The organism is Bradyrhizobium sp. USDA 4451, assembly GCF_054822585.1.
On sequence record NZ_JBTRCH010000001.1, the window covers coordinates 4,124,491 to 4,150,185 of the forward strand.

A 25,695-nucleotide genomic window follows, 5' to 3' on the forward strand; every position below is an offset into this window, starting at 1 on the left:
GGGCTCCCTCTGCCCTTGCGGGGGAGGGAGAGGGGTAAGCCGCGAAGTCGGCCCGTTCGAATGACCGCGAAATAACCATCCACGTCGCGACGCCGCCGCCGGAAGGAATTTCCCCATTCCGCGTCCGCGAAAACCGCAACGTTGCTATTTTCGCCGCGCCCTTGCCGCATTCCCCGGCACCGCCAAGATCAAACAGACGAACAATCGAGTCCGGGAGATCACCATGGGCCTGCAACAAACTCGCATCGAGTCGCTGCCGTTTGTGACCGCTGAACTGAATTATCTCGCGCCGACGCCGGGCAAGCCCCGGACCTACGCTTTCGATCCGCCGCCCGGCGAACCCAAATCCACCGCGCTGCCCGAAGCCCACAACGTTCCGATCTTCGACGGACGCCTGATCGCAGACAGTTTCTCGCTCGACCGCGAGGGCTTTGCGCTGGTCAAGCATCCGACCAGCGTCAAGGACTATTACGACGACAACGAAGTCCGCAACGTCTACTACCCGGCTGTCGAGGCCTTCCTGAAGGCGACGCTGAAAGCGGATCGCGTCTTCATCTTCGATCACACCGTGCGCAAGCGCGTCGAGGGCGCGGCTGACATCCGCGGCGGCGGACCGGGTCAGCCGGCAACCCGGGTCCATGTCGACCAGACCGCGGTGTCCGGCCGTAACCGCGTGTTCGAGCATCTGCCCGATGAGGCCGAGCAGCTCGTCAAGGGCCGGGTCCAAGTGATCAATTTGTGGCGTCCGATCCGCGGTCCGCTGCGCGATTCACCGCTGGCGATGGCCGACGGCACCACGATTGCGCCGGAGGATCTGATCGCCTCCGACCTGATCTACCCGAACCGCAGCGGCGAGACCTATTCGGTGAAGTATAATCCGAACCATCGCTGGTTCTACATTCCCGAGATGACGCCGGACGAGGCGATCCTGTTGAAATGCTACGACTCGGCGACCGACGGCCGCACCCGGTTCGGGCCGCACACGGCGTTCGTCGATCCGACCACGCCGGCGGACGCCGCGCCGCGCGAGAGCATCGAGCTCAGGACGCTGGTGTTCCACAAGCAGTAATAGTCACGACAACGGATCCACGAATTCGTCATGCCCGGGCTTGTCCCGGGCATCCGCGTTTTTGGCGCCCCTCGAAGAATGACGTGGATGGCCGGGACAAGCCCGGCCATGACGGCGAGTGTAGGTGTGCCTCAAAAGTTGGCACCCCCAGCCAATAATGTTACGCCCGTCCCCAAGACGCTCGGGGAAGAGGCGATTCGTGGACGGGGTGGTGACCAAGGAAGAGGCGGGGATCGGGCTCCGCGCCCTGGTTTTGGCACTGTTGGCATTGGCTTCGGGCCATATGCTGTCGACGCTGCTGCGGACGATTCCGGCGATCAGCCTCGATCTGATGGCGGGCGATTTCGGAACCTCGCCGCAGGCGCTGGCGAGCCTGACCTCGATCTATCATTTCTCGTTTGCCGCCTCGCAGATCCCGGTCGGCGCCGCGATGGACCGCTTTGGCGTGCGGCCGGTGTCGCTGAGCCTGCTCGCCGGTACCGTGGTCGGAACGCTGGTCTCGGCGATCGCCTCGGGTCCCGCGAGCTTCGTGCTCGGACAATTGATGCTCGGCGTCGCCACCTCGGGCATGCTGATGTGCCCGATGACGCTGGCCGCCAAGCAGATGTCGGCGGCGAAGTTCGGCCTGTGGTCGGGGCTGATCCTCTCGATCGGCAATATCGGCATGCTGCTGTCGGCAAGTCCGCTGGCGTTCGTGGTCGATCAGTTCGGCTGGCGGGCCGGCTTCTGGGTCGCGGCCGGCTTCGGCATTGTGGTGCTGATCGCGGTGTTCGCGCTGGTGCCGCGGCAGCCCGCCGCGCATGCGGATGATTCCTCGCCGCTGCGGCAGATGGCCGAGGTGCTGCGGCTCGGCCTGTCGCGCGCCCTGCGCGGATTGATCGCGCTGTCGCTGGTATCGCTCGGCGCCTCGCTGACCTTGCGCGGACTGTGGGGCGGGCCGTGGCTGATGGATGTCAAGGGGCTCAGCCGGATCGAGGCCGGCAATGTGCTCGGCCTGTTCACGCTGGCGATGATCATAGGCCCGGCCTGTATCGGAGCCTTCGATCGCAAGTTCGGGCATCGCCGCACCATGGTGGCGGCGACGCACGCGATCGCCGCGCTGCTGCTGGTGCTGATGGCAGCCGGCGCGCCGCACTTCCCGGTCTCTGATCTGTTCGGCGTGGCCGTGATGCCGTCGCAATACGACCTGGTGCTGCTGATCCTGATCGGGCTTGTCACCTCGGCGCAGCCGCTGATCTACGGCATGACGCGGCAACTGGTCGATGCCCAGAATACCGGCAAGGCGCTGTCGTCGGTCAACCTCGCGTTCTTCCTCGGCGCGGCGCTGCTGCAATCGAGCACCGCCGGCGTCGCGGCGCTGTTCGGGCTGCCGGCGGTGCTGCTGTTCATCGCCTTAGCGCTGGTGATCGGCACCGTGCTGTTTTGGCTCTATACCTCGACGACGGCGACGGTAAGATAGCGGCCTGTTCCATTGCTCACGGAAGTCACGTGTCCGCGCCTGCCAAGATCGATCCGATCACCCGTTCCGTCGTTCAGCACCGCCTGTCGTCCATCGTGAAGGAGATGGGCGAAGCCATGCTTCGCACCTCCTATTCGCAGATCCTCAATTCCAGCCGCGATTTCTCGCTGGCGATCTGCGACACCGGCGGCCGGCTGATCGCGCAGGCCGACCACATCCCGGTGCATGTCGGCGCGCTGCCGTGGGCGACGCTCGCGGTCGAGGAGCGCTTCAAGGACGTCGCGCCCGGCGACGTCATCCTGCTCAACGATCCCTATCAGGGCGGCAGCCATCTGCCTGATCTCACGGCCTTCGTGCCGGTGTTCGACGGCGACAAGCGGCTGCTCTGGACCATCGTGCGGGCGCATCAGAGCGACATCGGCGGCGCCACCCATGGCGCCTACAATCCCGGCGCGACCGAGATCTACCAGGAAGGCATCCGCATTCCGCCGATCAAGCTGTACGAGGCCGGCAGACCGCGCGAGGACCTGCTTGACCTCCTGGCGCTGAACATCCGTAACCCCCGCGAATTCCGCGGCGACCTCGCCGCGATGCTCGGCGCCGCGCATCTCGGCGAGCGCCGGGTCGCAAAGCTGTTCAGCGAGTTCGGCGCCGAGACGGTCGAAGCCGCGATCGAGGCCATTCTGGATGCCACCGAGCAGCAGACCCGCGCCGTGGTGTCGTCCTGGAAGGACGGCGTGTTTTACGGCGAAGCGCTGCTCGACGACGACGGCCACGGCCGCACCGACATCAAGATCGCCGCCAAGGTGACCAAGACAGGCAGCGACATCGAGGTCGATCTCACCGGCTCCGATCCGCAGTCGACGAGCTTCGTGAATTCCTCGCATGCCAACATGCAGGCCGCGGTCGCGATGGCCTTTGCCTATCTGATCGATGCCGACATCCCAAAGAACACCGGCGCGCTGCGGCCGCTCAAGGTGGTGGCGAAGCAGGGCACCATCGTGTGGGCCGATCCCGGTCGTCCCGTGACCTTGTGCACCAGCCATCCTTCGAACGAGATCGTCGAAGCCATCATCAAGGCGATGTCGGCGTCCTGTCCGGATCGCGTGATGGGCGGCTGGGGCCGCAGATTCCGCATCGCGATCCAGGGCGAGGATCCGCGCAACGGACGCAACTTCATCTGGCACATGTTCCAGGCGCGGCCGGGCGGCGGCGCTTCGCCCGGCGGCGACGGCTATTCCTCGATCGGCGAATGGCACTCGGTCGGCGGACTCAAGTTCGGCAGCATCGAGGTCGCCGAGGTGCGCTTCCCCCTGCATTTCCGCCAGCACGAATTCCGGCCGGATTCCGGTGGCGATGGCCAGCATCGCGGCGGCCTCGGCGTCGCGCTCGACATGGTGCTGGAGACGCAAAAGCCGGCCAGGGGCAACACCGCCGGCGACGGCGCGCGCCACGGCCCCTGCGGCATGCTCGGCGGCCAGGACGGCGAGCCGCATCACTATCGCCTGTTGTCGGAAGGCCGCGCGCCGCGCGTGCTGAAGACCAAGGAGGTCGGCATCGAGTTGCACCCCGGCGACTGCCTCGAGATCCGCTCCTCCGGCGGCGGCGGCTGGGGTCCGCCCGAGAAGCGCTCGGCGGAGGCGCGGACGCGCGATGCAGCTCAAGGTCTGGTTTCGAAGGCGGTGTAGCGCAGTGATGTACACGATTGGAGTCGACGTCGGTGGCACCTACACCGACCTGGTTGCAACTGACAAAACCGGACGCACGGTTTTCGCGAAATCACCGTCCACGCCCGCCGATCAGTCGATCGGCGTCATGACGGGACTGGAAGAGCTGGCGCGGCGTCTCGGCGTCACGCGCGCGGCGATGCTGGCCGCGACCGATCGCCTGGTGCATGGCACGACGGTTGCGACCAATGCGCTGCTGGAGCGCAAGGGCGCCAAAGTCGCGCTGCTGACCACCGAGGGCCATCGCGACGTGGTCGAGATGCGCGAGGGGTTGAAGCCGGATCGCTACGATCTGCGCACGCCGCCGCCCGAGCCCTTGGTGCCGCGCGAACGCCGCTTCGGCGTGCGCGAGCGGCTGAAGGCCGACGGCAGCGCCGCAATCGCACTCGATGCCACGGCGCTCGGCGACGTCATCGCCGAGGTGAAACGATCCGGTGCGAATTCGGTCGCGGTCTGCTTCCTGCACGGCTATCTCAACCCGGCGCATGAGCTTGCCGCTGTCGAGCGGCTGGCGAAGGAGATGCCCGATGTCAGCGTTTCGCGCTCCAGCGACGTGCTGCCGCAGATCAAGGAATATGAGCGCGTCTCGACCACGATCGTGAACGCCTATGTCGAGCCGACGGTGCGGCGCTATCTCACCAATCTGGAGCGCAGCCTGCATGAGGCCGGCTTCAAGGGCTCGCTGTTCGTCGTGCTGTCGCATGGCGGCATGGCGCCGGTGGAGGAAGCCTCGCGGCTTGCCGCGGGCACCGTGCTGTCGGGCCCCGGCCGGCGGCATCTCCGGCAGCCGCCGCTGCGCCGAGATGCTTGGAATTCCCGATCTGGTGCCGTTCGACATGGGCGGCACCTCGACCGACATTTCCTTGATCGCGGACGGCCAGGCCTCGCTGTCGGCCGACGGCATGCTCGCCGGCCAGCGCATCGCGCTGCGCAGTCTCGACATCGCGAGCATCGCAGCCGGCGGCGGCTCGATTGCGAGCGTCGATGGGGGCCGCACGCTGCGGGTCGGGCCGGAGAGCGCGGGCTCGGTGCCGGGGCCGGCCTGTTACGGCAATGGCGGCCTGGCTGCCACCGTCACCGATGCCAATGTCGTGCTCGGCTATCTCGATGCCGCCGCCTTCATGGGCGGCGCGCGGCCGCTCGATCGCGGGGCGTCGGAAGCCGCGGTGGATCGGATCGCCGCGGCGCTCGAGCTGTCGCGGATCGAGGCCGCCGCAGGCATCGCCAAGATGATCAATCTGAAGATGGCCGACGGCATCCGCCTGATGACCCTGCGCCGTGGCGTCGATCCCCGCAAATTCGCGCTGCTCAGCTTCGGCGGCGCCGCCGGCATGCATGCCGCCGAGGTCGCGCGCGAGCTCGAGATCAAGCGCATCATCGTGCCGACGGTCGCCTCGGTGCTGTCGGCCTGGGGCATGCTGACCAGCGATCTGCGCTACGAGGTCAGCCGCACCCATTACGGCGCCGGCCGGATTTCGGCCGACGAGGTGAGGGCGCTGTTCGCCGCGCTTGAGCAGCAGGCGGCCGGCCGCCTGCGCGACTGGTTCAAGGGCGACATCGCGATCGAGCGCTCGGCCGAGATGCGTTACGGTGAGCAGGTGTTCGAGATCGACGTGCCGCTCGGCGATCTCGATCTCGGCGCCGAGGACCTGGTCGCGCAGATCGAGGAGCGCTTCCATCGCCGCCATGAGGAGCTCTACACCTATGCCTCGCGCGGCCAGGAGGTGGTGTTCGTCAACGCCCGCGTCGCCGCGGTCGGCAAGGTTGCGCGCGGCAGCGCTGATGCCGGAAAGGCCAGCTCGGCTGCGCCCAGCGCGCCGCGCGGCAAGCGGCAGGCCTGGCTCGGCGCCTGGCGCGAGGTGCCGGTCTATGGCCTCGACGATCTCAAGCCGGGGCAATCGCTGGCCGGTCCCGCCATCATCGAGGCCGAAACCACCACGGTTCTGGTCGATGACGGCGATCGCGTTGCGGTCAACCCGCTGGGCTGGCTCGACATAACATTGCGCTGAGGCCCGCCTCCGCCATCAACATTTCATTTTTCCGACGTTGGCTTGGGCGATAAGCTCCGCGGGAGGGAGCGCAGGCCTGTGCCGGCGTTTGTGGCGATGTTGATGCAAACAAAAAGACGAACTGCGCTTTCAATATCCCTCGTCCTCGCGGCAATGCTCGCGGCGGCGCCGTTGCGCGCGCAGACGGCGGTCGGCAGCGATATCCGCGTCGGCAATGTGATGCCCTATACCGGGCCGCTCGCCGCGTTCGCGACCATCGGGCGGGCGGAAGCCGCCTATTTCGACATGGTCAACGAGCATGGCGGCATCAACGGCCGCAAGGTCAAATTCGTCTCGGTCGACGATAGCTCCAATCCGAAGACCGCGATGAAGCAGACCCGCGACCTCGTCGAGAAGCAGGACGTGCTGCTGATGTTCGGCTCGTTCGGCACGCCGAGCAATCTCGCGGTCCGAAAGTATCTCAACGAGCGGAAGATCCCGCAGCTGTTCGTCGCTTCCGGCGACGAGGAATGGGCGCATCCGAAAAGCTTCCCCTGGACGATGGGCTGGCAGCCGACCTTCCGCGCCGAGGGGCAGATCTACGCCAACTACATCCAGGCCGCCTATCCCTCGCGCAAGATCGCCGTGCTCTGGCAGAACGACCAGTTCGGCCGCGATCTGTTCAGGGGATTGCAGGAGGGACTCGGCGACACCGCCGGGATGATCGTCGCCGACCTCGCCTTCGACGCGTCCGAGACCGCGATCCAGAACCAGATCGGAATCCTGAAGAACTCCGGCGCCGACATCCTGGTGTTCGACGGCGCGCCGGCGATCGCGGCGCGTGCGATCCGTATCGCCGCCGATCTCGACTGGCATCCGGTGTTCATCCTCGACAATGCGTCGGCCTCGATCGCCAGCGCATTGCGCCCGGCGGGCCTGCAGAATTCGCTCGGCGTGATCTCGACCTCGTTCCTGAAGGACGCCGGCGATGCCGCCTGGAAGAACGACCCGCAGATCAAGGCGTGGGACGCCTTCATGGACAGGTATTATCCCGACGGCGACAAGGACGACATCTACGCCGTGTTCGGCTATGCCGCCGCCGACACGCTGATGCAGGTGCTGCGCCAGTGCGGCGACGACCTGTCGCGCGACAACATCATGCGGCAGGCCGCCTCGCTGAAAGACTACCAGAGCCCGATCGCGCTGCCGGGGATCGTGATCAACACCGGCCCGAAGGATTTCCGCCCGATCAAGCAGATGCGCCTGGTGCAGTTCGACGGCAACGCCTGGCAGCCGATCGGCGACGTGATCGAGAGCGCATTCACGCCGGTGCGCGAGGATAATTGAAGCGAGCCTTTGTTCGCTGTACGCGCAGCGCTTCGATCACCGTCACCCTGAGGAGGCCGCGCAGCGGCCGTCTCGAAGGGTCGACGGCCCGAGTGTGGCCGTGCATCCTTCGAGACGCGCTGCGCGCTCCTCAGGATGACGGATTGGGCGGTGCCGCCGCTCGGTTCCCTAAGTAACCACCTAGATATTTACGTGAAGCTCGTCGCTCTCTCACCGTCACCCTGAGGAGGCCGCATAGCGGCCGTCTCGAAGGGTCGACGGCCCGACTGGCGGCCGTGCATCCTTCGAGGCTCGCTCCGCTCGCACCTCGGGATGACGGGTCGGTCAGCATGACCACCTACTTCTTCAGCCCGTAGTTCAACAGCCCGCCCTTGTTCTTCGGCGGATGCGCGCGCAGGCCTTCCTCGTTCGGCTCGGTGCCCCAGCCCGGACGGTCCGGGATCACGAGATGGCCGTCGACGAACTCCGGCACATGGGTGAACAGCTCATGGTCCCAGGCCAGCCGATCGATATCGGTCTCCATGATCCGCAGGTTCGGCACCGCGGCGCAGAAATGCGCGTTCATCATGGTGCAGAGGTGGCCGTAGAAATTATGCGGCGCGACGTTGACCTCGAAATGTTCGGCGGCCGCGGCGATCTTCATCGACTGCCAGACCCCGTTCCACGGCGTGTCGATGATCGCGACGTCCATCGCCTGCTCGGTGAAGTAGGGCAGGAATTCGCGCAGGCCCAGCAGCGTCTCGCAGGACGAGATCGGATGCGGGCTCTGGCGGCGGATATAGCCGAGCGCCTGCGGGTTGAAGGTGTCGATCTCGACCCAGAACATGTCCATCTTCTCGATGGCGCGCAGGATCTTCAGATAGCCTTCGGTCTTGGCATTGAAATTGAGGTCGAGCAGCAGATCGACATCCGGCCCCGCGCCGTCGCGGATCGCCTCCAGATGCATGCAGAGATTGCGCAGCACCGCGCGGTCGACATTGATCTCGGGCGCAAACGGCGAGCCGAAGCCGGGGCGCCAGCCCACTGGCTTGCCGTCGGTGTAGACGAAGATGTTGGTCTTCATCGCCGAGAATTTCTTCTCGCGCACCTCGGCGCCGATCTCCTTGACGCCGTCGAGATCGGTAATGGCCGGCTTGTACCAGTTGGGATGATTGATGCGCCAGGTCGCGCAATGCGACCAGTAGACCCGCACGCGGTCGCGGATCTTGCCGCCGAGCAGATCGTAGCAGGGCACGCCAAGCGCCTTGGCCTTGACGTCGAGCAGCGCGTTCTCGATGGCGCCTAACGCCAGCGCCACCACGCCGCCGGCGGCGGGGCGCGTCGCGGCGAACAGCTCGACATAGATGCGCTCGTGCTCGAACGCGTTCTTGCCGACCACCCGCGCCGACAGCCGCTCGATCGCCGCCGTCACGCCGGGCGCGCCGAAGCCCTCGTCATATTCGCTCCAGCCGGTCAGCCCGTCCGTGGTGGTGACCTTGACGAAATGATAATTCCGCCAGCCGGCATCGCAGGCGAGCGTTTCGACGCTTTTGATGGTGGTTGATTTGCTCATGGTTTCCGCCCGGCTTTTGTTGGTGTTGAGCGAGTTCAACAACGGATCGGCTGATGCGTCAATTCGCGCTGGGGCAAGGCGACAATGCAGCCCAGTCATTGCGCTCGAGCGGCGAAGCAATTCATCGCCGGACGTGTGGAAGGATGGATTGCTTCGCTCCGCTCGCAATGACGGGTGAGGGGGCGTGCGCACAATTCTTCCCCGTCACCCTGAGAGCCTGACCGAAAAAGAAAGTTGAGTGATTTCAGCCCGTTGTGATTCCTTCGTGTTTGCGAAGACTCGAGGGAGCACAACATGAGTTGGACCAAAATCACCCGCCAACAATATCGGCGCGACGGACTTCGTTATGCAAGCGACATGACGGATGCGGAGTGGAGATTGATCGAGCCGTTGATGCCTGCACGATGCCGGCGCGGCCGTCCGCGCGAGATCAACCTGCGCGTGATCATGAATGCAATTCTCTACATTGGAGCCAGCGGCTGCCAATGGCGGGCACTGCCGAAAGACTTCCCGCCATGCTCGACAGTTCAGTATTATTTTTACAATTGGCGCGGGTCTGGCTTGTGGCGCACGATCAATGACGTTCTGGTCCGGCGGATGCGAGAACGGCAAGGACGCAGCCCCACCCCAACGGCAGGGATTATCGACAGCCAGAGTGTGAAGACCACGGAAAGTGGCGGTCCAAGCGGGTTTGACATGGCCAAGCGGGTCAAGGGGCGCAAGCGTCATATCGTCACCGACACTGAGGGCTCCTTGCTGGCTGTGCAGGTGCATCCCGCCAACCTTCAGGACAATCACGGCGCAGTGCCGCTGCTGCGGATCATTGGCCGCCTGTTCCCTAGCCTGCGCCACGTCTTCGCCGATCGCGTCTATCGTGGTCCAAAGCTGCTCGATGCCATCGCTGATCTGGGCCAATGGACGATTGAAATCGTCACCCGCTCGCAAAGCGTTGGAACGTTCAAAGCCGAACCTCGACGTTGGGTCGTCGAACGGACGTTTGCCTGGTTCGGCCGCAATCGACGGCTTGCCAAAGACTTCGAGGCAACCATCGCCAGCGCAGAGGCATGGGTTCTCATCGCAAGCATTCGTCTACTATCCCGCCGACTGGCCAGAGCCTGAGATATCAATGACCTATTCTGAGTCAGACTCTGAGGAGCGCGCTCTTGCGCGCGTCTCGAAGGGCCGACGGCCCGGCTTTCCCCGCACGGATCGAGCGGGGCCGTGCATCCTTCGAGACGCCGCTTCGCGGCTCCTCAGGATGACGGAGAGGGAGTTTGCGCGTGCGGCCGGAACAATGTCGGCCGCTGACGCTCGAACGTCTTGCGGCCGCGCTTAAATCCCATCAGCACATCGGGCAGTTCGGCGATCGCGTTGGTTCCGCTGTCGGTGTCGAGCACGACGAGGTCGGCGGGGTTGCCGATCGCGATGCCGTAGTCTTTCAGGTTCATCAGCCGCGCCGGCAGCTCGGTGACGAGATCGAGGCAGGCGTCGAACTCGCCGGTCCCGGCATGCGCTGTATTGGCGTAGAGATTGGCCATCCGCAGCAGCGAGGCATCGCCGAACGGCGTGAAGGGATTTTGCACATTGTTGGTCGCGACCGAGCACAGCACGCCACTGGCGACCAGCCGGTGCGCCGCGGTCAGGCCGCGCGGCGCGTTATGGGTGGCATCACGCCCCATCAGATAGAGGTCGGTCGCCGGCAGCACGGTGACCGCGACGCCGGCCGCGGCGAGGCGGGCGCTCGCCGCCTTCAGTTCGTCAGGCGGCAGCGCCGAGAGCTTGGTCGCGTGCCCGATCGCGACACGGCCATGATAGTTGCGCCGCTCGGTCTGGCGGCAGACCTCCTCCATGTGCCACCAGGAGGGATCGAGGTCGAAATCGAGATGCAGGTCGACATCGATGTCGAATTGCTGTGCCAGATCGAAGATGCGCGCGATCTGCGCGTTCGGATCGCTGTCGACATAGGGGCAGCCGCCGATCGCCTCGGCGCCATCATTGAGCGCGGCGACCAGCAGTTCATCTGTGCCGGGATCGTTGGTCAGACCTTCCTGCGGGAACACGCAAAGCGACAGCTCCAGCGCCCAGGCATAGTCGCGCTTCAGCGCCTTCACGGCCTCGAAGCCGCGCAGCCCGATCCGCGGGTCGATCTCGACATGGGTGCGCATCCGCGTCGTGCCCGCGCTGATCGCACGCTCGATCACCTTGGCGCCGCGCGCATAGACGTCCTCGACCGTGAAGTCGCGCTTCATCGCCGCCACCGCGCGAATGGCGTCCGCGACGCTGCCGTGATCGTGGCCGCAGCGGCCGAGCAGGCATGCCTTATCGAGATGGATATGGCTGTCGACGAAGCCGGGCAGCGCCAGCCGTCCGGCAAGGTCGACCTCGACGGCCCTCGCAGGCGAGCTGCGGCGCGATCGCGGCGATGCGGCCGTCGGCGACGCCGATATCGACCGCGACGGCAGAGCTGCGCGTTACGGCATTGCGGAAGACCAGGTCGAAGGCAGGTTTCGCGATCATCGGGCAGGAAACGTCAGGTTGGTTTCAGCCTAGCGGAACGGCAGGGAACCGGCAGCACCACATTGTGTGCAATCTGCTCGCCGAATTGTTCAAAAAATGTGCATACACTTTTGCGTCTGGATTGTAGAGTCCTGATGTTCCCTGGAGGCCCGCCATGTCCGTGACCGCCACAGCCGATGCCCGCCCGCTGTCCGACGCCGAGATCGTCGAGGCTTATCTGACCGCGTCGATGATCCCCGATCCGGATGCGGCGGCGGCCTATATGAAGCCGGGCACGGTGATCACCTTCACCGGTGGCCGCGAATTCGACCATCCGCGCGGGCCGACCGGCTTCAACGCCAGGCGCTATCGCTGGGTGAAGAAAAAGATGGACCGCTTCGACGTCTGTCCCGGCGCATGCGAGACCGTGGTCTACAGCGTCGGCACGCTGTACGGCGAATGGATCGACGGCACGCCGTTCGAAGGCAATCGCTATGTCGATCGCTTTGTCGTGAAGGGTGGGCAGATCGTCAAGATGGACGTCTGGAACGACAGCGCCGAACGGATTCTGGTGCAGCGGGGGATTGAGGCTTAGGGAGCGCGTCGCTCCTTCCCCGTCATCCTGAGGAGCGGCTCTTGGCCGCGTCTCGAAGGATGCGCGGCCACCGGCCGGGCCGTCGATCCTTCGAGACGGCCGCGTTGCGGCCTCCTCAGGATGACGGGGATAGAGTTGCAGCAATTGCTAACGCCGCACAGCCTTCGGCAGCTTCACTACCTTGTCGCCGCTTGCCTCATCGGCATAGGGCGCCAGGATATCCAGCAGATCCCGGCCGCGCTGCGGGCTCGGCGCGACCAGCGCGCGGGTCGCTACCGAATCCAGGTGGCTGTGCATCAGGCCCATCACCTTGTCGACGTCGCCCTTCACCAGGGCTGCGATGATCGCGCGGTGCTCGTTGATCGCGCATTCCGATGAATGCGGCCGGCTGTACAGCGACAGCGTCAGGCAGCAGCGGTAGGCGACCTCGCTGACGTAGCGCACCAGGATCGGGCTGTTCGTCATGTGGGCGAGCAGGATGTGGAATTCGGTGGCGAGCCGGATCGACACCGCGTCGGTGCCGTCGCGGGCACGATCCTCGGCGTCGACATGGGCGGTCAGCTCGGCGACCTGTGCCTTGGTCAGCTTGCCGGCGAGCTGCCGCACCACCAGCCGCTCGAGCTCGATGCGGATGTCGAACGCATCGCGCGCCTCCTGCCAGCTCGGCGTCGCCACCACGGCGATACGGTTGCGGCGCAGCTCGACCAGGCCTTCGGCGGCCAATTGCCCGAGCGCATGCCGCGCGATGGTGCGGCTGACGCCGAATCGCTCGCCGAGTGAATCCTCCGGCAGCTTGGCGCCGGGCTCCAGCGCCTGCTCGATGATCGCGCGCCGCAGCGCGCGGCAGATCACGCTGACCTTGTCGGACGATTCAGCCGTCTTGCTGGTGTCGGCGCGTCCCGCCATTGCAGCGAATCCCTCTCCAAAGGTGCTTCGAACGCCTCTCTATCATACCGCAAAAGCAATCGAGCGCCCGAATTGCATGCAGTTTGCGCCGTGAATTGCCCAGATAAAACCCGGCTCCGCGCCGGCCGGTTTCGCGATCCCCTTGATTTTGAACGGGGCAGCGGCTGGCATCCAGCTTGCATGCACTTTGCTCGTGATGCGCATGCAGCCAAACTCCGAATTTGCCGGCGAGCCTGTGGCCGCCGGATCCGCGCCGACCGCGATCGAGCTGTCGGAGGCCTCCGTCACGTTCGGCCGCGGTGCCCGCGCCGTGCCGGCGCTGTCGACCACCACGCTGCGGATCGCCGACGGCGAGTTCGTGGCGCTGGTCGGGCCGTCCGGCTGCGGCAAGTCGACCATCCTGCGGCTGGTCTCCGGCCTGGCCCGGCCCACCACCGGTGTCGTCATCGTCGGCGGCCGCGAGGTCGCGGCGCGCGCGCTGCGGGTCGGCATGGCGTTCCAGAACCCGACCATGCTGCCGTGGATGACGATCGAAAAGAACATCATGCTGCCGCTCAAGATCGTCGAGCCGTTCCGCTCGCAATTCCGCAAGCTGCGCAAGACCGCGTTCCGCGACAAGGCCAACGCGCTGCTCGAGCAGGTCGGGCTGAAGGGCTTTGGCGGCCGCTATCCCTGGCAGCTCTCCGGCGGCATGCTCCAGCGCGCCAATCTGTGCCGCGCGCTGATCCACGAGCCGCGCATGCTGCTGCTCGACGAGCCGTTCGGCGCGCTCGATCAGTTCACCCGCGAGGAGCTGTGGGGAATTCTTCAGCAGCTCTGGATGACCCACAGGCCGACCGTGCTCTTGGTGACCCACGATCTGCGCGAAGCCGGCTTCCTCGCCAGCCGCATCTGCGTGATGAGCGCGCGGCCTGGCCGCATCCTCGACGACGCCAGCGTCGATTTCGCCCGCCCGCGCACCGTGGCGATGACCTTCGAGCCTGAGTTCGTGGCGCTGAACCAGAAGCTCCGCGCCTTCATCGTCGATGCGCGCACCGCGGCGCGCGAGGGAGCCTGACCATGTCCGTGTCGGATATCAGGCAGAAGGCCTGGTCGGTGGCGCTGATCGTACTGTTCTTCGTGGCCTGGGAGCTGTTCTGCCTGATGACGGGGATGTCCGACCTCGTGCTGCCGCGGCCGTCGCAGATCTTCGTCACGCTGTTCGAGAAATTCCCGATCCTGTGGCCGCACATCGTGCAGACGCTGGTCACCACCATGATCGGCTTCGTGCTCGGCGTGGCGCTGGGCGTGGCGCTCGGCGCGGTGATCGGCGTGTCGAAGACCGCCTACGACACCTGCTATCCGCTGCTGGTCGGTTTCTCGTCGATCCCGAAGGTCGCGGTGGTTCCGATCTTCGTCTTGTGGTTCGGCTCCGGCACCGTGCCGGCGGTGCTGACCTCGCTCTCGATCTGCTTCTTCCCGATCGTCGTCAACATCGCGACCGGCCTCGCCACCACCGAGCCCGAGCTCGAGGATGTGCTGAAGGCGCTCGGCGCCAGCAAGTTCGACATTCTCTGGAATGTCGGCCTGCCGCGGACGATGCCGTTCTTCTTCGCCTCGCTGAAGGTCGCGGTGTCCTACGCCTTCGTCGGCGCGGTGCTGTCGGAGACGGTCGCCTCGAACCGCGGCATCGGCAACGTGATGATGACCGCGTCCTCCAATTTCAACGTGCCGCTGGTGTTCGCCGGACTGTTCGTGCTCGCCGGTCTCGGCGTCGCGCTCTACGTGCTGTTCTCGCTGATCGAGGGCCAGGTCACGGGCTGGGCGACGCGCAAGGACAATGTCATCGCCACCTGAAGGTTACGTCCATCGCCGTTCACTGGAATTGAGGAGGTCGTCATGCTGAAGACACTAAGCGCTGCACTGCTGGGATTGGCCCTGGTCGCGGGATCCGCCCGCGCCGAGGACACCACCATCAAGTTCACGCTGGGCTGGAAGACGCAGGGCTCCGATGCCGCGTTCTTCTACGCCAAGGACAACGGCTATTTCAAAGAAGAAGGCCTCAATGTCGTGATCGACCAGGGCGAGGGCTCCGGCGCGACGGTGACGCGCATCATGTCGGGCGCCTATGACGCGGGGTTCGGTGACGTCAATGCGATCATCCAGAACGCGGCGACCAAGCCGCAGGATGCGCCTGTGATGGTCTACATGATGTGGAACCAGCCGCCATTCGCGATCGTCGCCAAGAATTCGAGCGACATCAAGACCATCAAGGATTTCGAAGGCCATACGCTCGGCGGCGCGCAGGGCACACCGACCACGCGGCTGCTGCCGGTGTTCGTGCACAAGAACGGGCTCGACGGCGAGAAGATCAAGATCTCCAACATGGCGCCGAACCTGCAGGAGCCGATGCTGATCAAGGGCGACATCGATGCCGCGCTGGTGTTCAACATCACGAGCTATTTCAATCTGGTGCTGAACCGCCAGGATCCCGACAAGGATTTCAGATGGTTCTCGTTCGGTGACTACGGGCTCGACCTCTATTCCAACGGCGTGATGGTGTCGCGCAAGCTGATCGCTGCGAATCCGAAGGCGGTGGCCGGCCTGGTGCGTGCCATCAACAAGGGCGCGATCGCGGTCGCCAAGGACCAGAACGCCGCGATGAAGGCGGCGCTGAACTACGACAATCTGATCAATGTCGAGGTCGAAAAGCGCCGGCTGCAATATTCCTTCGAGAAGCTGATCGTCTCGCCGGAGATGAAGGACATCGGCATCGGCGACATCAAGGACGACCGCATGGCCCGCGCCATCGGCTTCATCGTCGAAGGCTACCAGCTCCCCCGCACGCCGATCCCGGCCGAAGTGTTTTCGCGGGACTTCCTGCCGCCGCGCACGGAGCGGGAGCTGGTGTATACGGCGAACTAAGTTCGTTCGTGATTGTGAGCGAAGGCGGAGGCTTTTTGCCGTCATTGCGAGCGAAGCGAAGCAATCCATGCCTCCGCTTGCGGCAACATGGATTGCTTCGTCGCTTCGCTCCTCGCAATGACGAAGGAGGAACGTGATGCTAGTCACGGCAACCCGTCTTTTCTCAGGCCCTGACCACGACATCCGCAACGACGTCGTGCTCCGCCACGACGCCGGCATCATCACCGGTATCTCCGAAGCCACAGCCCCGGCGCGAGGCCCGCGCTCCCTGATCCTGCCCGCCTTCATCAACGCCCACGATCACGCCCGCCCGCGGGCGTCGAGCTTCGGCGCTGTCGGCATGCCGCTCGAGAGCTGGCTCTTGCGCACGGTGCTCGGCACGCCGGTCGATCCGTATCTGACCGCGGCCTCCGCGCTTGCCCGCGCGGCGCAGGCCGGCTGTGCGGCGATGATGGTGCACTACGCGCGGCCGAGCGGCACCATGCCGCTGGTCGAGGAGGCCAGGGCGATCGGCCGCGCCGCCGCCGATGTCGGCCTCCGCATCGCCTTTGCCATCGCGGTGCGCGACCAGAACCCGATCGTCTATGGCGACGGCGAGCCGGTGCTGTCAGGCCTTGCCTCCGACGACCGCAGGACCATCGAGCAGTTGTTCGTGCGCGCGCCGATGTCGCCGAAGGCCTATATCGAGCTGACGGACGCGATTGCCGCGGCGATCGGCGGGCCGAAGGTCGACGTGCAGCTTGGGCCGGCCGGCGTGCAATGGTGCTCGAAGCCGCTGCTGGAGGCGGTCGCGGAGAATTCCGCGCAGGCCGGCCGCCGCATCCACATGCATCTGCTCGAGACGGTCTATCAGCGCGCCTGGGCCGACCGGCATTTTCCGGACGGCATCGTCCGCTATCTCCGCGACATCGGCTTCCTGTCGGAGCGGCTGACGCTCGCGCACTGCATCCACGCCCGGCCCGACGAGCTCGAGATGATCGCGGCGTCAGGCGCGCGCATCGTCACCAATTTCTCCTCCAATCTGCATCTGCGCTCGGGGCTGGCGCCGATCGCGGCGGCGCAGGCTTGCGGCTGCGCGATCGCGGTCGGCGTCGACGGCCTGGCGCTCGACGAAGACGACGACGTGCTGCGTGAGATGCGGCTGGTGCAGATGATACACGGCGGCCTCGGCTTCAAACGGACCTGGACCCCGCCGGAGTTCTTCGCGCTCGCGATCCGCAATGGCCGCTGCGCCACCGGCGCACCGGGCACGGGCGAGCTTGCCGCCGGTGCGCCGGCTGATTTCGTCCGCATCGACCTCGACCGCCTGGAGCGCGACCAGATCATCGACGCCGATCCGCTCGATCTGCTGTTCGCACGTGGCAATGCCTCGCTGGTTTCCGAGCTCGTGGTCGATGGCCGCACCGTCGCCCGCGCCGGCCGCTGCCTCGGTGTCGATCTTCCCGCCATCGAGCAGGAATTGCGCGGCATCACCCGCGCCAGCACTGCCACATACGCGCATGTCTTGCGCGCATGGCCGCGGCTGGCGAACTCATTGCAGCATTGGTTCGAAGCGCAGCTCACCTGCGATTAGCTGCACATTCGTTGCGCGCTGAGCAGAAACGCGCGTCGTACTCGCTAATTCCGTCAAGCGGAAGAAAATTCCACTTGCATCACGCTCGCCACGCGGCTTCAAGTTCACCCAACAAGAAGACTGACTCAGCCGCTGTCACCGGCTGGTTGCTTGCGGGGAAGCCATGGGCGCGTTGTCGCATCTGCGGATTGTCGAGATCGGAAGTGCGGCGGCGACGAGCTATTGCGCGCGATTGTTCGCCGATTTCGGTGCCGACGTGCAGAAGGTCGAGCCGCCGGCGGGCGATCCGCTTCGCCGCGCCGCGCCGCTGACGCCGCAAGGACACAGCGCATGGTTTGCGTTTCTCAACTTCAACAAATCGAGCGTCGTTCTCGACGGGAGCGATGCCTCGCGGTTGCGCGAGCTGATCGCTGACTGCGACATCCTGCTCGATGGGCGCGGCATCGATGCGGCTGACTGTCCCGACATCGATCTCGCTGCGATCAGGCAGAGCAATCCGGGCCTGATCCATCTCGACCTGGCCTGGTTCGGCGATCGCGGTCCCTATGCCGATTTCGCCGCGACGGATTCCACGATCCGCGCGCTCACCGGGCTCGTGAAGCTGGTCGGACCGGAGCAGGGACCGCCAATGCATGCGCCGGATTTCCAGACCGGGATCCTGGGCGGGCTGTGGGGCTTTATCGCCGCCGCCGCGTCGTTGCTCGGGCGCATGCAGGACGGGCGCGGGCGCGAAAGCCATCTCAGCCTGTTCGAGGCCTCTATCGCCGTCACCGAATACATCATGTTCGAGGCGTTCAAGCGCGGCGACATCATGCGGCGGATCGGCGTCAACCGGTTCTGGCCGACCTTTCCGGTCGGCATCTATGAGACCAGGCAAGGCTGGCTCGGCGTCACCACGGTGACCCCGGCGCAATGGCGCGCGTTCTGCGAGATGCTCGGGCTGAACGATTTGCGCGACGATCCGGCACTGGTCATGGGGGTCGACCGGTTGCGCCATGTCGCCGAGATCGAGGCCAAGATCCTGCCGAGGCTGAAGCAGCGCACCGCGCAGGAATGGTTCGCCGAGGGCCTCAAGCGCAAGATTCCGATCGTGCCGGTGCCGGAGATCGCGGACCTCATCGCCGACGACGAGAAGCGTGCGCGGGGCGCGATCGTGCCGATCACGGTCGGCGACGAGGCCGGCTTTTCCGCCGGCACGATGCAACGATTGACCGCAACGCCGCCGCTGCGGGGCGGCCGCGTGCCCGATATCGGCGAGCAGCAGGCCGCGCGCGTCGCCGTGCCGTGCGTGCCGGTGCCCGCGGCGTCTGCGGCCAACCGCCTGCCGCTCGATGGCATCCGCGTCGTCGACTTCTCAATGGGCTGGGCCGGGCCGATCTGCACCCGCACGCTGGCCGATCTCGGCGCCGACGTCATCAAGATCGAGGCGACGCAATATCCGGATTGGTGGCGCGGCGTCGATCGCCGGCCGGCCTATGTGCTGGAGCAGATGTACGAGAAGTCGGTGCGCTACTGCATCATGAACCGCAACAAGCGCGGCATCACGCTCGACCTGACCCGGCCGAAGGGGCTTGCGCTGGCCAAGCGCCTGCTCGCCGATGCCGACCTCGTGGTCGACAATTACTCGGTCGAGGTGCTGCCCAAGCTCGGCCTCGGCTACGAGGTACTGAGCAAGCTCAACCCGAAGCTCGTGATGATGTCGATGTCGGCGTTCGGCGCCGGCAGCGTGCACCGCGACTGCCGCGCCTATGGCTCGACGCTGGAGCAGGGCTCCGGCCTGCCCAGCGTGGTCGGCGATCCCGGCGGTCCGCCGGTGATGAGCCACACCGCGTTCGGCGATGCCGTCGGCGGCCTCAACGGCGCCGCCGCGGTGCTGACCGCGCTGATCCACGCCAGGTTGACCGGGCAGGGCCAGTTCATCGATCTCGCGCAGATCGAGTGCATGATGCCGTTCGCCGCGCCCTGGATCGTCGCGCATTCGACCAGTGGCAAGGAGCCTGCGAAATACGGCAACCGCCATCCGGATTTCGTGCCGCATGGCTGCTTTCGCTGCGGCGGCGAGGACAATTGGATCGTGGTCGCGGTGTCCAATGATGCGATGTGGCCCAAGCTTGCGCGGCTGCTCGGCCGCGCGGACTGGGGGGCGGACGACGCGCTTAAGACCGCCGTCGGCCGCCGCGCCATCGAGGCCGAGATCGAGGCGGCGATCACGGCGTGGACCTCGGCCCGCGATGCGGACATGGCGATGACCGAGCTGCAAGCCCAAGGTGTCGCGTCCGGCGTGGCGCGGCTGCCGGTCGATTTGCTGCAAGACCCGCAGCTGCATGCCCGCGGCTTCATCCAGCAGGTCGACCGCGCCTTCATCGGACGGCATCCGCAGCCGTCGATGCCGTTCCGCGAAGGCGATGCGCCGTTTGCGATCCGCTCGGTGCCGCCGACGCTCGGCGAGCACAACCGCGAGATCCTCGGCGGCGAGCTCGGCCTCTCCGAGGCCGAGCTCGAGGAGCTTAGCCGCGAAGGCATCATCGGCACCGAGATGCTGATGGAGGAATAGTTGGTGAAAGCGAAGCAGCGGGCGGCGGGTTGACAGGTGGAATTGGGATGTCTTTCAAGAAACTGTTGATCGCCAATCGCGGCGAGATCGCGATCCGGATTGCCCGCGCCGCCAGCGAAAGCGGCCTTGCCACGGTTGCGATCTATCCCGCCGACGACGCGGCCTCGCTGCATGTCCGCTCAGCCGATGAGGCGCGCGAGATTCCCGGCCATGGCGCGCGGGCGTATCTGGACATCGAGGGGGTCATCGCCGCGGCCAGGGCTGCCGGCTGCGACGCGCTGCATCCGGGCTATGGCTTCCTCAGCGAGAACACGGAGCTCGCGCGGCGCTGCGCCGAGGAGAAGATCGTCTTCGTCGGCCCGTCGCCGGAGGCGCTGGATCTGTTCGGCGACAAGGCCAAGGCAAAGGCGTTGGCGAAGAAGTGCAATGTGCCGATCATTGCCGGCACGTCGGGCGCGACGTCGCTCGACGAGGCCAAGGCGTTCTTCGCTTCCCTCGGCGCCAATGCCGCCGTGATGATCAAGGCGATCGCCGGCGGCGGCGGGCGCGGCATGCGCGTAGTGGAGGACGCGGCGAAGCTCGATGAGGCCTATGCGCGCTGCCAGTCCGAGGCCAAGGCGGCGTTCGGCAGCGATGCCGTCTATGTCGAGCGGCTGATTCGGAAAGCCCGCCATATCGAGGTGCAGATCATCGGCGATCGTCATGGCGCGATCAGCCATCTCTGGGAGCGCGAATGCACCATCCAGCGCCGCAACCAGAAGCTGATCGAGGTGGCGCCGAGCCCGTCGCTGAGCGAGAGCCTGCGCGCGCGCATCATCGAGGCGGCCAAACAGCTCGCGACCGCCGCGCGCTATGACAATCTCGGTACCTTCGAATTCCTGGTCGATGACGAAGCCGGCGAAGCTGAAGGCGCCTTCGCCTTCATCGAGGCCAATCCGCGGCTTCAGGTCGAGCACACCGTCACCGAAGAGGTGCTCGGCATCGACCTGGTGCGGTCGCAGCTTGCGGTCGCCGCCGGCGCCACGCTGGCCTCGCTCGGGCTGGCGCAGTCAGCGGTGCCGCTGCCGCGCGGCTATGCGATGCAGCTCCGCGTCAACATGGAGGTGATGGACGAGAAGGGGCTGACAAAACCGACCGGCGGCACGCTCAGTGTGTTCGACCTGCCGTCCGGCCCCGGCGTCCGCGTCGATACGTTCGGCTATTCCGGCTACCGGACCAGCGCCGCGTTCGACTCGCTGCTGGCCAAGGTCATCGTGCATTCGCCGAGCCCGAAATGGTCTGACGTGGTGCACAAGGCATCGCGCAGCTTGCGCGACTTCCGGATCGGCGGTGTCGCCACCAACATCCCATTGCTCGGCGCCATCCTGGCGCACCAGAGCTTTGCGCGGAACAAGATCAGCACCGCTTTCATCGATAGCCACGTGGCGGCGCTGGTCGGCGCGGCCGGCGATCTCGCCGTACCATTGATCGAAGTAAGTGAAGCGGCTGCGACCAAGACCGTCACGGTCGAGGTTGCGCCCGAAGGCTCGCTTCCGGTACCGGCACCGCTACAGGGCACGATCGTGGCGATCGAGGTTGCGGAGGGCGATCTGGTTCGTCCCGGCCAGCAGATCGCGGTGCTGGAATCGATGAAGATGGAGCATCTCGTCACCGCGCCGCATGGCGGCCGGGTGATGAAGATCGCCGGCGGCCCCGGCGTCACTCTGATGCATGGCGAGCCGATCCTGTTCCTGGAGCCGGCCGAGGTCGATGGCCATCATGCAGCGGAGGAAACCGCGATCGATCTCGATCACATCCGTCCTGACCTCGCCGAGCTGATCGCACGCAAGGCGATCACGCTGGACGAGAACCGCCCGGCCTCGGTGGAGCGGCGGCGCAAGACCAACCAGCGCACCGCGCGCGAGAACATCGCGCAGCTGGTCGATGAGGGCTCGTTCGTCGAATACGGCTCGCTCGCGATCGCGGCGCAGCGCCGCCGCCGCAAGGTCGAGGACCTGATCAAGAATACGCCGGCCGATGGCCTGATCGCGGGTGTCGCGACCGTCAACGCGAAAGACTTCGGCGCCGACGGCGCGCGCTGCATGGTGATCTCCTACGACTACACCGTGCTCGCCGGCACGCAAGGCCACATGAACCACAAGAAGATCGACCGCATGCTCGGGCTTGCCGAGCAGTGGCGGATGCCGCTGGTGTTCTACGCCGAGGGCGGCGGCGGCCGTCCCGGCGATACCGACCGGCTCGGCATGACCGGCCTCGACGGGCCGTCCTTCGTGCAGTTCGCCAAGCTCTCCGGGCTCGTGCCCGTCGTCGGCGTTGTCTCGGGCTATTGCTTCGCCGGCAACGCCGCGATGCTCGGCGTCTGCGACGTCATCATCGCCACCAAAAACGCCTCGATCGGCATGGGTGGCCCCGCGATGATCGAGGGCGGCGGGCTCGGCGTCTATCATCCGGCCGAGGTCGGCCCGGTCTCGTTCCAGTCGCCGAACGGCGTGATCGACATTCTGGTCGAGGACGAGGAAGCGGCCACTACGGTGGCGCAGAAATATTTGTCCTACTTCCAGGGCGCGGTGGCCGATTGGAAAGCACCGGACCAGCGGCTGCTGCGCCGCGCGATCCCCGAAAATCGGCTGCGGGTCTACGACATCCGCAACGTGATCGACCTGATCGCCGACGAGGGCTCGGTGCTGGAGATCCGCCGGGATTTCGGGGTCGGCATGATCACGGCGTTCATCCGCATCGAGGGCAGGCCGTTCGGCCTGATCGCCAACAATCCGAAGCATCTCGGCGGCGCGATCGACGCCCCCGCGGGCGACAAGGCCGCGCGCTTCATGCAGCTATGCGACGCCTTCGACATCCCGATCGTGTCGCTGTGCGACACGCCGGGCTTCATGGTCGGCCCCGAGGCCGAGAAGACCGCGATCGTGCGCCATGTCGCGCGGATGTTCGTCACCGGCGCCAGCATCACGGTGCCGCTGTTCGGTGTGGTGCTGCGCAAGGGCTACGGTCTCGGCGCGCAATCGATGATCGGCGGCGGCTTCCACGCCTCGTTCTTCACGGTGGCCTGGCCGACCGGCGAGTTCGGCGGCATGGGCCTCGAAGGCTATGTCCGGCTCGGCTTCCGCAAGGAGATGGAGGCGATCGCGGATCCGGTCGAGCGCGAGAAATATTTCCAGACCAAGGTCGCCGAGCTCTACGCCAACGGCAAGGCCGTCTCGATCGCCTCGGTGCTGGAGATCGACGAGGTGATCGATCCCGCCGATACGCGGCACTGGATCATGGCGGGCTTGCGCTCGGTGCCGAAGCTCGCGCCGCGCACGACGCGGAAGCGGCCGTGTATCGATGCGTGGTGATGATCTCTTCGCACCGTCATTCCGGGGCTCGCCGCAGGCGAGAGCCCGGAATCCATCGGGCCGCACAACTTGTGGAGGAATGGATTCCGGGCTCGTGCTTCGCACGCCCCGGAATGACGAGCCAAACTCAGTACGTCGCCCCGGCCAAGGCCGTGGGTGTGGCTCGCGCTTCGCGTCAATACGCGCGCTACCCCAACCGCAACTCCGCATATCCCGCCGCCGCCACCGCGTCGCATCGCGCGCGATAGGCCGGCGCGCTGCCGCTGTAGCGGGCGACGATGCGTGTCTGCTTGCCGTCGACGTTGCGGTTGACGCCGGTCATCCAGGAATCGACCTCGTTGGAGAGCAGGCCGACCCCAAGCGCCTTGACGTGATCGGTCCAGGCGAGAGTCCCCTCCGGCGTCGCATCGAGGAAGGTCAGGCCTTTTTCCTGGGCGAAGCGGAGCAGGCCGGTGACCCAGTCGACGCTGTATTCGATGCTGCGCGGAATGTTGCCGAGCGCGGTGTGCGGGCCCATCAGCATCATCATGTTGGGGAAGCCGTCGACCATCAGCCCGAGATAGGTTTCCGGGCCGTGGGTCCATTTCTCTTTCAACCGGGCGCCGTGCGCGCCGCGGATATCGATCCTGTCAAAACTGCCGGTGATGGCATCGAAGCCGGTGGCGTAGATGATGATGTCGAAGGAATAGTCCTTCTCGCTGGTCCGGATGCCCTCGGGCGTGATCCGCTCGATCGGCGTCGCCTTGATGTCGACCAGCTCGACATTGTCGCGGTTGTAGACTTCGTAATAGAAGGTCTCGAGCGGCAGCCGCCGCGTGCCAAAACCGTGATTGGTCGGGATCAGCATCTCCGCGACCTTCGGATCCCTGACGCGCGCGCGGATCTTGCGCGCGACGAAATCGCTGATCGTCGCGTTCGCCGCGCGGTCGGTCAGGATATCCTTGAAATTGCCCTGCCAGATGCCGAAGCCGCGCTCGCCATAGAGTTTTTCGTAGAACGCCTCGCGCTCGGCGTCGCTGACCTCGAACGCGCCGCGCGGATCGGGCGTGTGCACGAAGCAGGCAAAGGTCTCCTTGCAGCGCGCGAAGATCTCGCCATAGCCGGCCTTGATCTTCGCCTGCGTCTCCGCGTCGATCTTGCCGTTGTGCAGCGGCGCCGCCCAGTTGGCGGTGCGCTGGAACACGGTGAGGTGGCCGACTTCGCCGGCGATGGTCTGGATGGTCTGGATGCCGGTCGCGCCGGTGCCGATCACGGCGACCCGCTTGCCGGTGAAATCGACCTTCCCTTTCGGCCAGCGCGCGGTGTGGAACGATTGCCCCTTGAAATCGTCGATGCCCTCGACGCGGGGCAGGGTCGGCGTCGACAGCGGACCGATCGCGGTGATCAGGAAGCGGCAGCTATGCTGCGCACCGCCCTCCAGCGTAACCTGCCAGCTCCGCGCCTCGTCCTGGTAGATCGCGGATACGACGCGACTCTCGAACTGCATGTCGCGGCGCAGGTCGAACTTGTCGGCGACATAGTTGCAGTAGCGCAAGGTCTCGGGCTGGCCGGCAAAATGCTCCGACCATTCCCATTCCTCGAGCAGCTCCTTCGAAAACGAGTAGCCGTAGGAATAGCTTTCGGAATCGAAGCGCGCGCCGGGATACCGGTTCCAGTACCAGGTGCCCCCCACGCCGGTGCCGGCCTCGAACACGCGCGCCGAAAGACCGAGCTCGCGCAGCCGGTACAGCTGATACATGCCGGACAGGCCGGCGCCGATGATGATGACGTCATAGTCCAGCGCAGCCGTCTGGGCGGTTTCGTCCTGGCGCGATGCGGCCACCTGTCGTTGCTCCCCGATCGGTTGATCGCCGCCAAGGCTAGCCGGACTTTCCGCTGCGGACAAACATCGAAGCGCGGGGCAGCTATCGCGATTTGCCGGGTGCGGGCGCGCGGTTCGCGCGCGGCATTCCGTGCCGCGGACGTCCGCCGCATGGCTTTACTCGGCCGCGGAATTGCCTCTATCGTCGGCTCAACACCAAAAGGCTCTATTTCAATTTCATCCGCGGTATACGAAGCTTGCCGGTGAGAATCGTCAATTGAGGCATTACCTCCATCTCCGTCATTGCGAGCGAAGCGAAGCAATCCATTTCACCGCTTGCGGAGGCATGGATTGCTTCGTCGCTTCGCTCCTCG

General features: G+C 65.8%; 17 protein-coding genes and 2 pseudogenes. 14 read left to right on the plus strand and 5 right to left on the minus strand.

What is annotated here, in order from left to right:
* Positions 1-223: 223 nt before the first annotated feature.
* The 6 genes and pseudogenes from ACVMB0_RS19090 (at position 224) to ACVMB0_RS19115 (ending at position 7,590) form a co-directional block, all read left to right on the plus strand.
* Complete coding sequence (locus tag ACVMB0_RS19090; RefSeq protein ID WP_461347284.1) at positions 224-1,069, plus strand: CmcJ/NvfI family oxidoreductase; 846 nt, start codon at positions 224-226, stop codon at positions 1,067-1,069.
* A 208-nt stretch (positions 1,070-1,277) separates the two neighbouring features.
* On the plus strand, positions 1,278-2,528 hold the full coding sequence (locus ACVMB0_RS19095) for an MFS transporter (protein ID WP_461349684.1): 1,251 nt from the start codon (positions 1,278-1,280) through the stop codon (positions 2,526-2,528).
* Positions 2,529-2,557: 29 nt separating this feature from the next.
* Positions 2,558-4,216, plus strand: coding sequence for a hydantoinase B/oxoprolinase family protein (locus tag ACVMB0_RS19100; protein WP_461347285.1), 1,659 nt, complete (start codon positions 2,558-2,560; stop codon positions 4,214-4,216).
* 7 nt (positions 4,217-4,223) lie between these two features.
* A pseudogene (locus ACVMB0_RS19105) lies at positions 4,224-4,955 on the plus strand (hydantoinase/oxoprolinase N-terminal domain-containing protein); the annotation flags it as partial.
* A gap of 103 nt (positions 4,956-5,058) precedes the next feature.
* Positions 5,059-6,264 (plus strand): hydantoinase/oxoprolinase family protein, encoded by a 1,206-nt coding sequence (locus ACVMB0_RS19110; RefSeq protein WP_461347286.1) that lies wholly within the window; start codon positions 5,059-5,061, stop codon positions 6,262-6,264.
* 102 nt (positions 6,265-6,366) lie between these two features.
* Positions 6,367-7,590: an ABC transporter substrate-binding protein gene (locus ACVMB0_RS19115; RefSeq protein ID WP_461347287.1), complete on the plus strand. Its 1,224-nt coding sequence runs from the start codon at positions 6,367-6,369 to the stop codon at positions 7,588-7,590.
* A gap of 337 nt (positions 7,591-7,927) precedes the next feature.
* Here the strand turns inward: ACVMB0_RS19115 and ACVMB0_RS19120 are convergent, their stop codons facing one another.
* A complete protein-coding gene (locus ACVMB0_RS19120; protein ID WP_461347288.1) occupies positions 7,928-9,142 on the minus strand; it encodes a mandelate racemase/muconate lactonizing enzyme family protein in 1,215 nt (404 codons plus the stop codon).
* Between the two features lie 294 nt (positions 9,143-9,436).
* Here ACVMB0_RS19120 and ACVMB0_RS19125 point away from each other — a divergent pair, with 294 nt between their 5' ends.
* Positions 9,437-10,261, plus strand: a complete 825-nt coding sequence (locus ACVMB0_RS19125) for an IS5 family transposase (protein ID WP_456798830.1) — start codon at positions 9,437-9,439, stop codon at positions 10,259-10,261.
* Positions 10,262-10,395: 134 nt separating this feature from the next.
* Here ACVMB0_RS19125 and ACVMB0_RS19130 read toward each other — a convergent pair.
* Positions 10,396-11,659, minus strand: a pseudogene (locus ACVMB0_RS19130) (amidohydrolase family protein).
* Positions 11,660-11,813: 154 nt separating this feature from the next.
* Here ACVMB0_RS19130 and ACVMB0_RS19135 point away from each other — a divergent pair.
* Positions 11,814-12,233, plus strand: coding sequence for a nuclear transport factor 2-like protein (locus ACVMB0_RS19135; RefSeq protein ID WP_456756123.1), 420 nt, complete (start codon positions 11,814-11,816; stop codon positions 12,231-12,233).
* A gap of 147 nt (positions 12,234-12,380) precedes the next feature.
* Here ACVMB0_RS19135 and ACVMB0_RS19140 read toward each other — a convergent pair whose 3' ends face one another.
* Positions 12,381-13,139 carry a GntR family transcriptional regulator gene (locus tag ACVMB0_RS19140; RefSeq protein WP_456756122.1) on the minus strand — a complete coding sequence of 253 codons (759 nt, stop codon included), beginning with the start codon at positions 13,137-13,139 and terminating at the stop codon, positions 12,381-12,383.
* A 42-nt stretch (positions 13,140-13,181) separates the two neighbouring features.
* Entirely contained in the window at positions 13,182-13,343 is a 162-nt protein-coding gene (locus tag ACVMB0_RS19145; protein WP_456756121.1) for a hypothetical protein, read from the minus strand.
* On the opposite strand from ACVMB0_RS19145, the gene ACVMB0_RS19150 reads away from it, so the two are divergent.
* The 6 genes from ACVMB0_RS19150 (at position 13,342) to ACVMB0_RS19175 (ending at position 23,520) form a co-directional block, all read left to right on the plus strand.
* Complete coding sequence (locus ACVMB0_RS19150; RefSeq protein ID WP_456756120.1) at positions 13,342-14,196, plus strand: ABC transporter ATP-binding protein; 855 nt, start codon at positions 13,342-13,344, stop codon at positions 14,194-14,196. The two genes, ACVMB0_RS19145 and ACVMB0_RS19150, sit on opposite strands and share 2 nt — an antisense overlap.
* Before the next feature lie 2 nt (positions 14,197-14,198).
* Positions 14,199-14,975, plus strand: a complete 777-nt coding sequence (locus ACVMB0_RS19155; protein ID WP_106327939.1) for an ABC transporter permease — start codon at positions 14,199-14,201, stop codon at positions 14,973-14,975.
* A gap of 42 nt (positions 14,976-15,017) precedes the next feature.
* Positions 15,018-16,043 (plus strand): ABC transporter substrate-binding protein, encoded by a 1,026-nt coding sequence (locus ACVMB0_RS19160; protein ID WP_461347289.1) that lies wholly within the window; start codon positions 15,018-15,020, stop codon positions 16,041-16,043.
* A 136-nt stretch (positions 16,044-16,179) separates the two neighbouring features.
* Complete coding sequence (locus tag ACVMB0_RS19165; RefSeq protein WP_461347290.1) at positions 16,180-17,616, plus strand: amidohydrolase family protein; 1,437 nt, start codon at positions 16,180-16,182, stop codon at positions 17,614-17,616.
* Positions 17,617-17,779: 163 nt separating this feature from the next.
* Entirely contained in the window at positions 17,780-20,170 is a 2,391-nt protein-coding gene (locus ACVMB0_RS19170; RefSeq protein ID WP_461347291.1) for a CaiB/BaiF CoA transferase family protein, read from the plus strand.
* Positions 20,171-20,217: 47 nt separating this feature from the next.
* Complete coding sequence (locus tag ACVMB0_RS19175; RefSeq protein ID WP_461347292.1) at positions 20,218-23,520, plus strand: carboxyl transferase domain-containing protein; 3,303 nt, start codon at positions 20,218-20,220, stop codon at positions 23,518-23,520.
* A 187-nt stretch (positions 23,521-23,707) separates the two neighbouring features.
* Here ACVMB0_RS19175 and ACVMB0_RS19180 read toward each other — a convergent pair whose 3' ends face one another.
* The gene (locus tag ACVMB0_RS19180) at positions 23,708-25,342 is read right to left on the minus strand and encodes a flavin-containing monooxygenase (RefSeq protein ID WP_461347293.1); all 1,635 of its coding nucleotides are present in this window, start codon (positions 25,340-25,342) and stop codon (positions 23,708-23,710) included.
* Between the last annotated feature and the right edge of the window lie 353 nt (positions 25,343-25,695).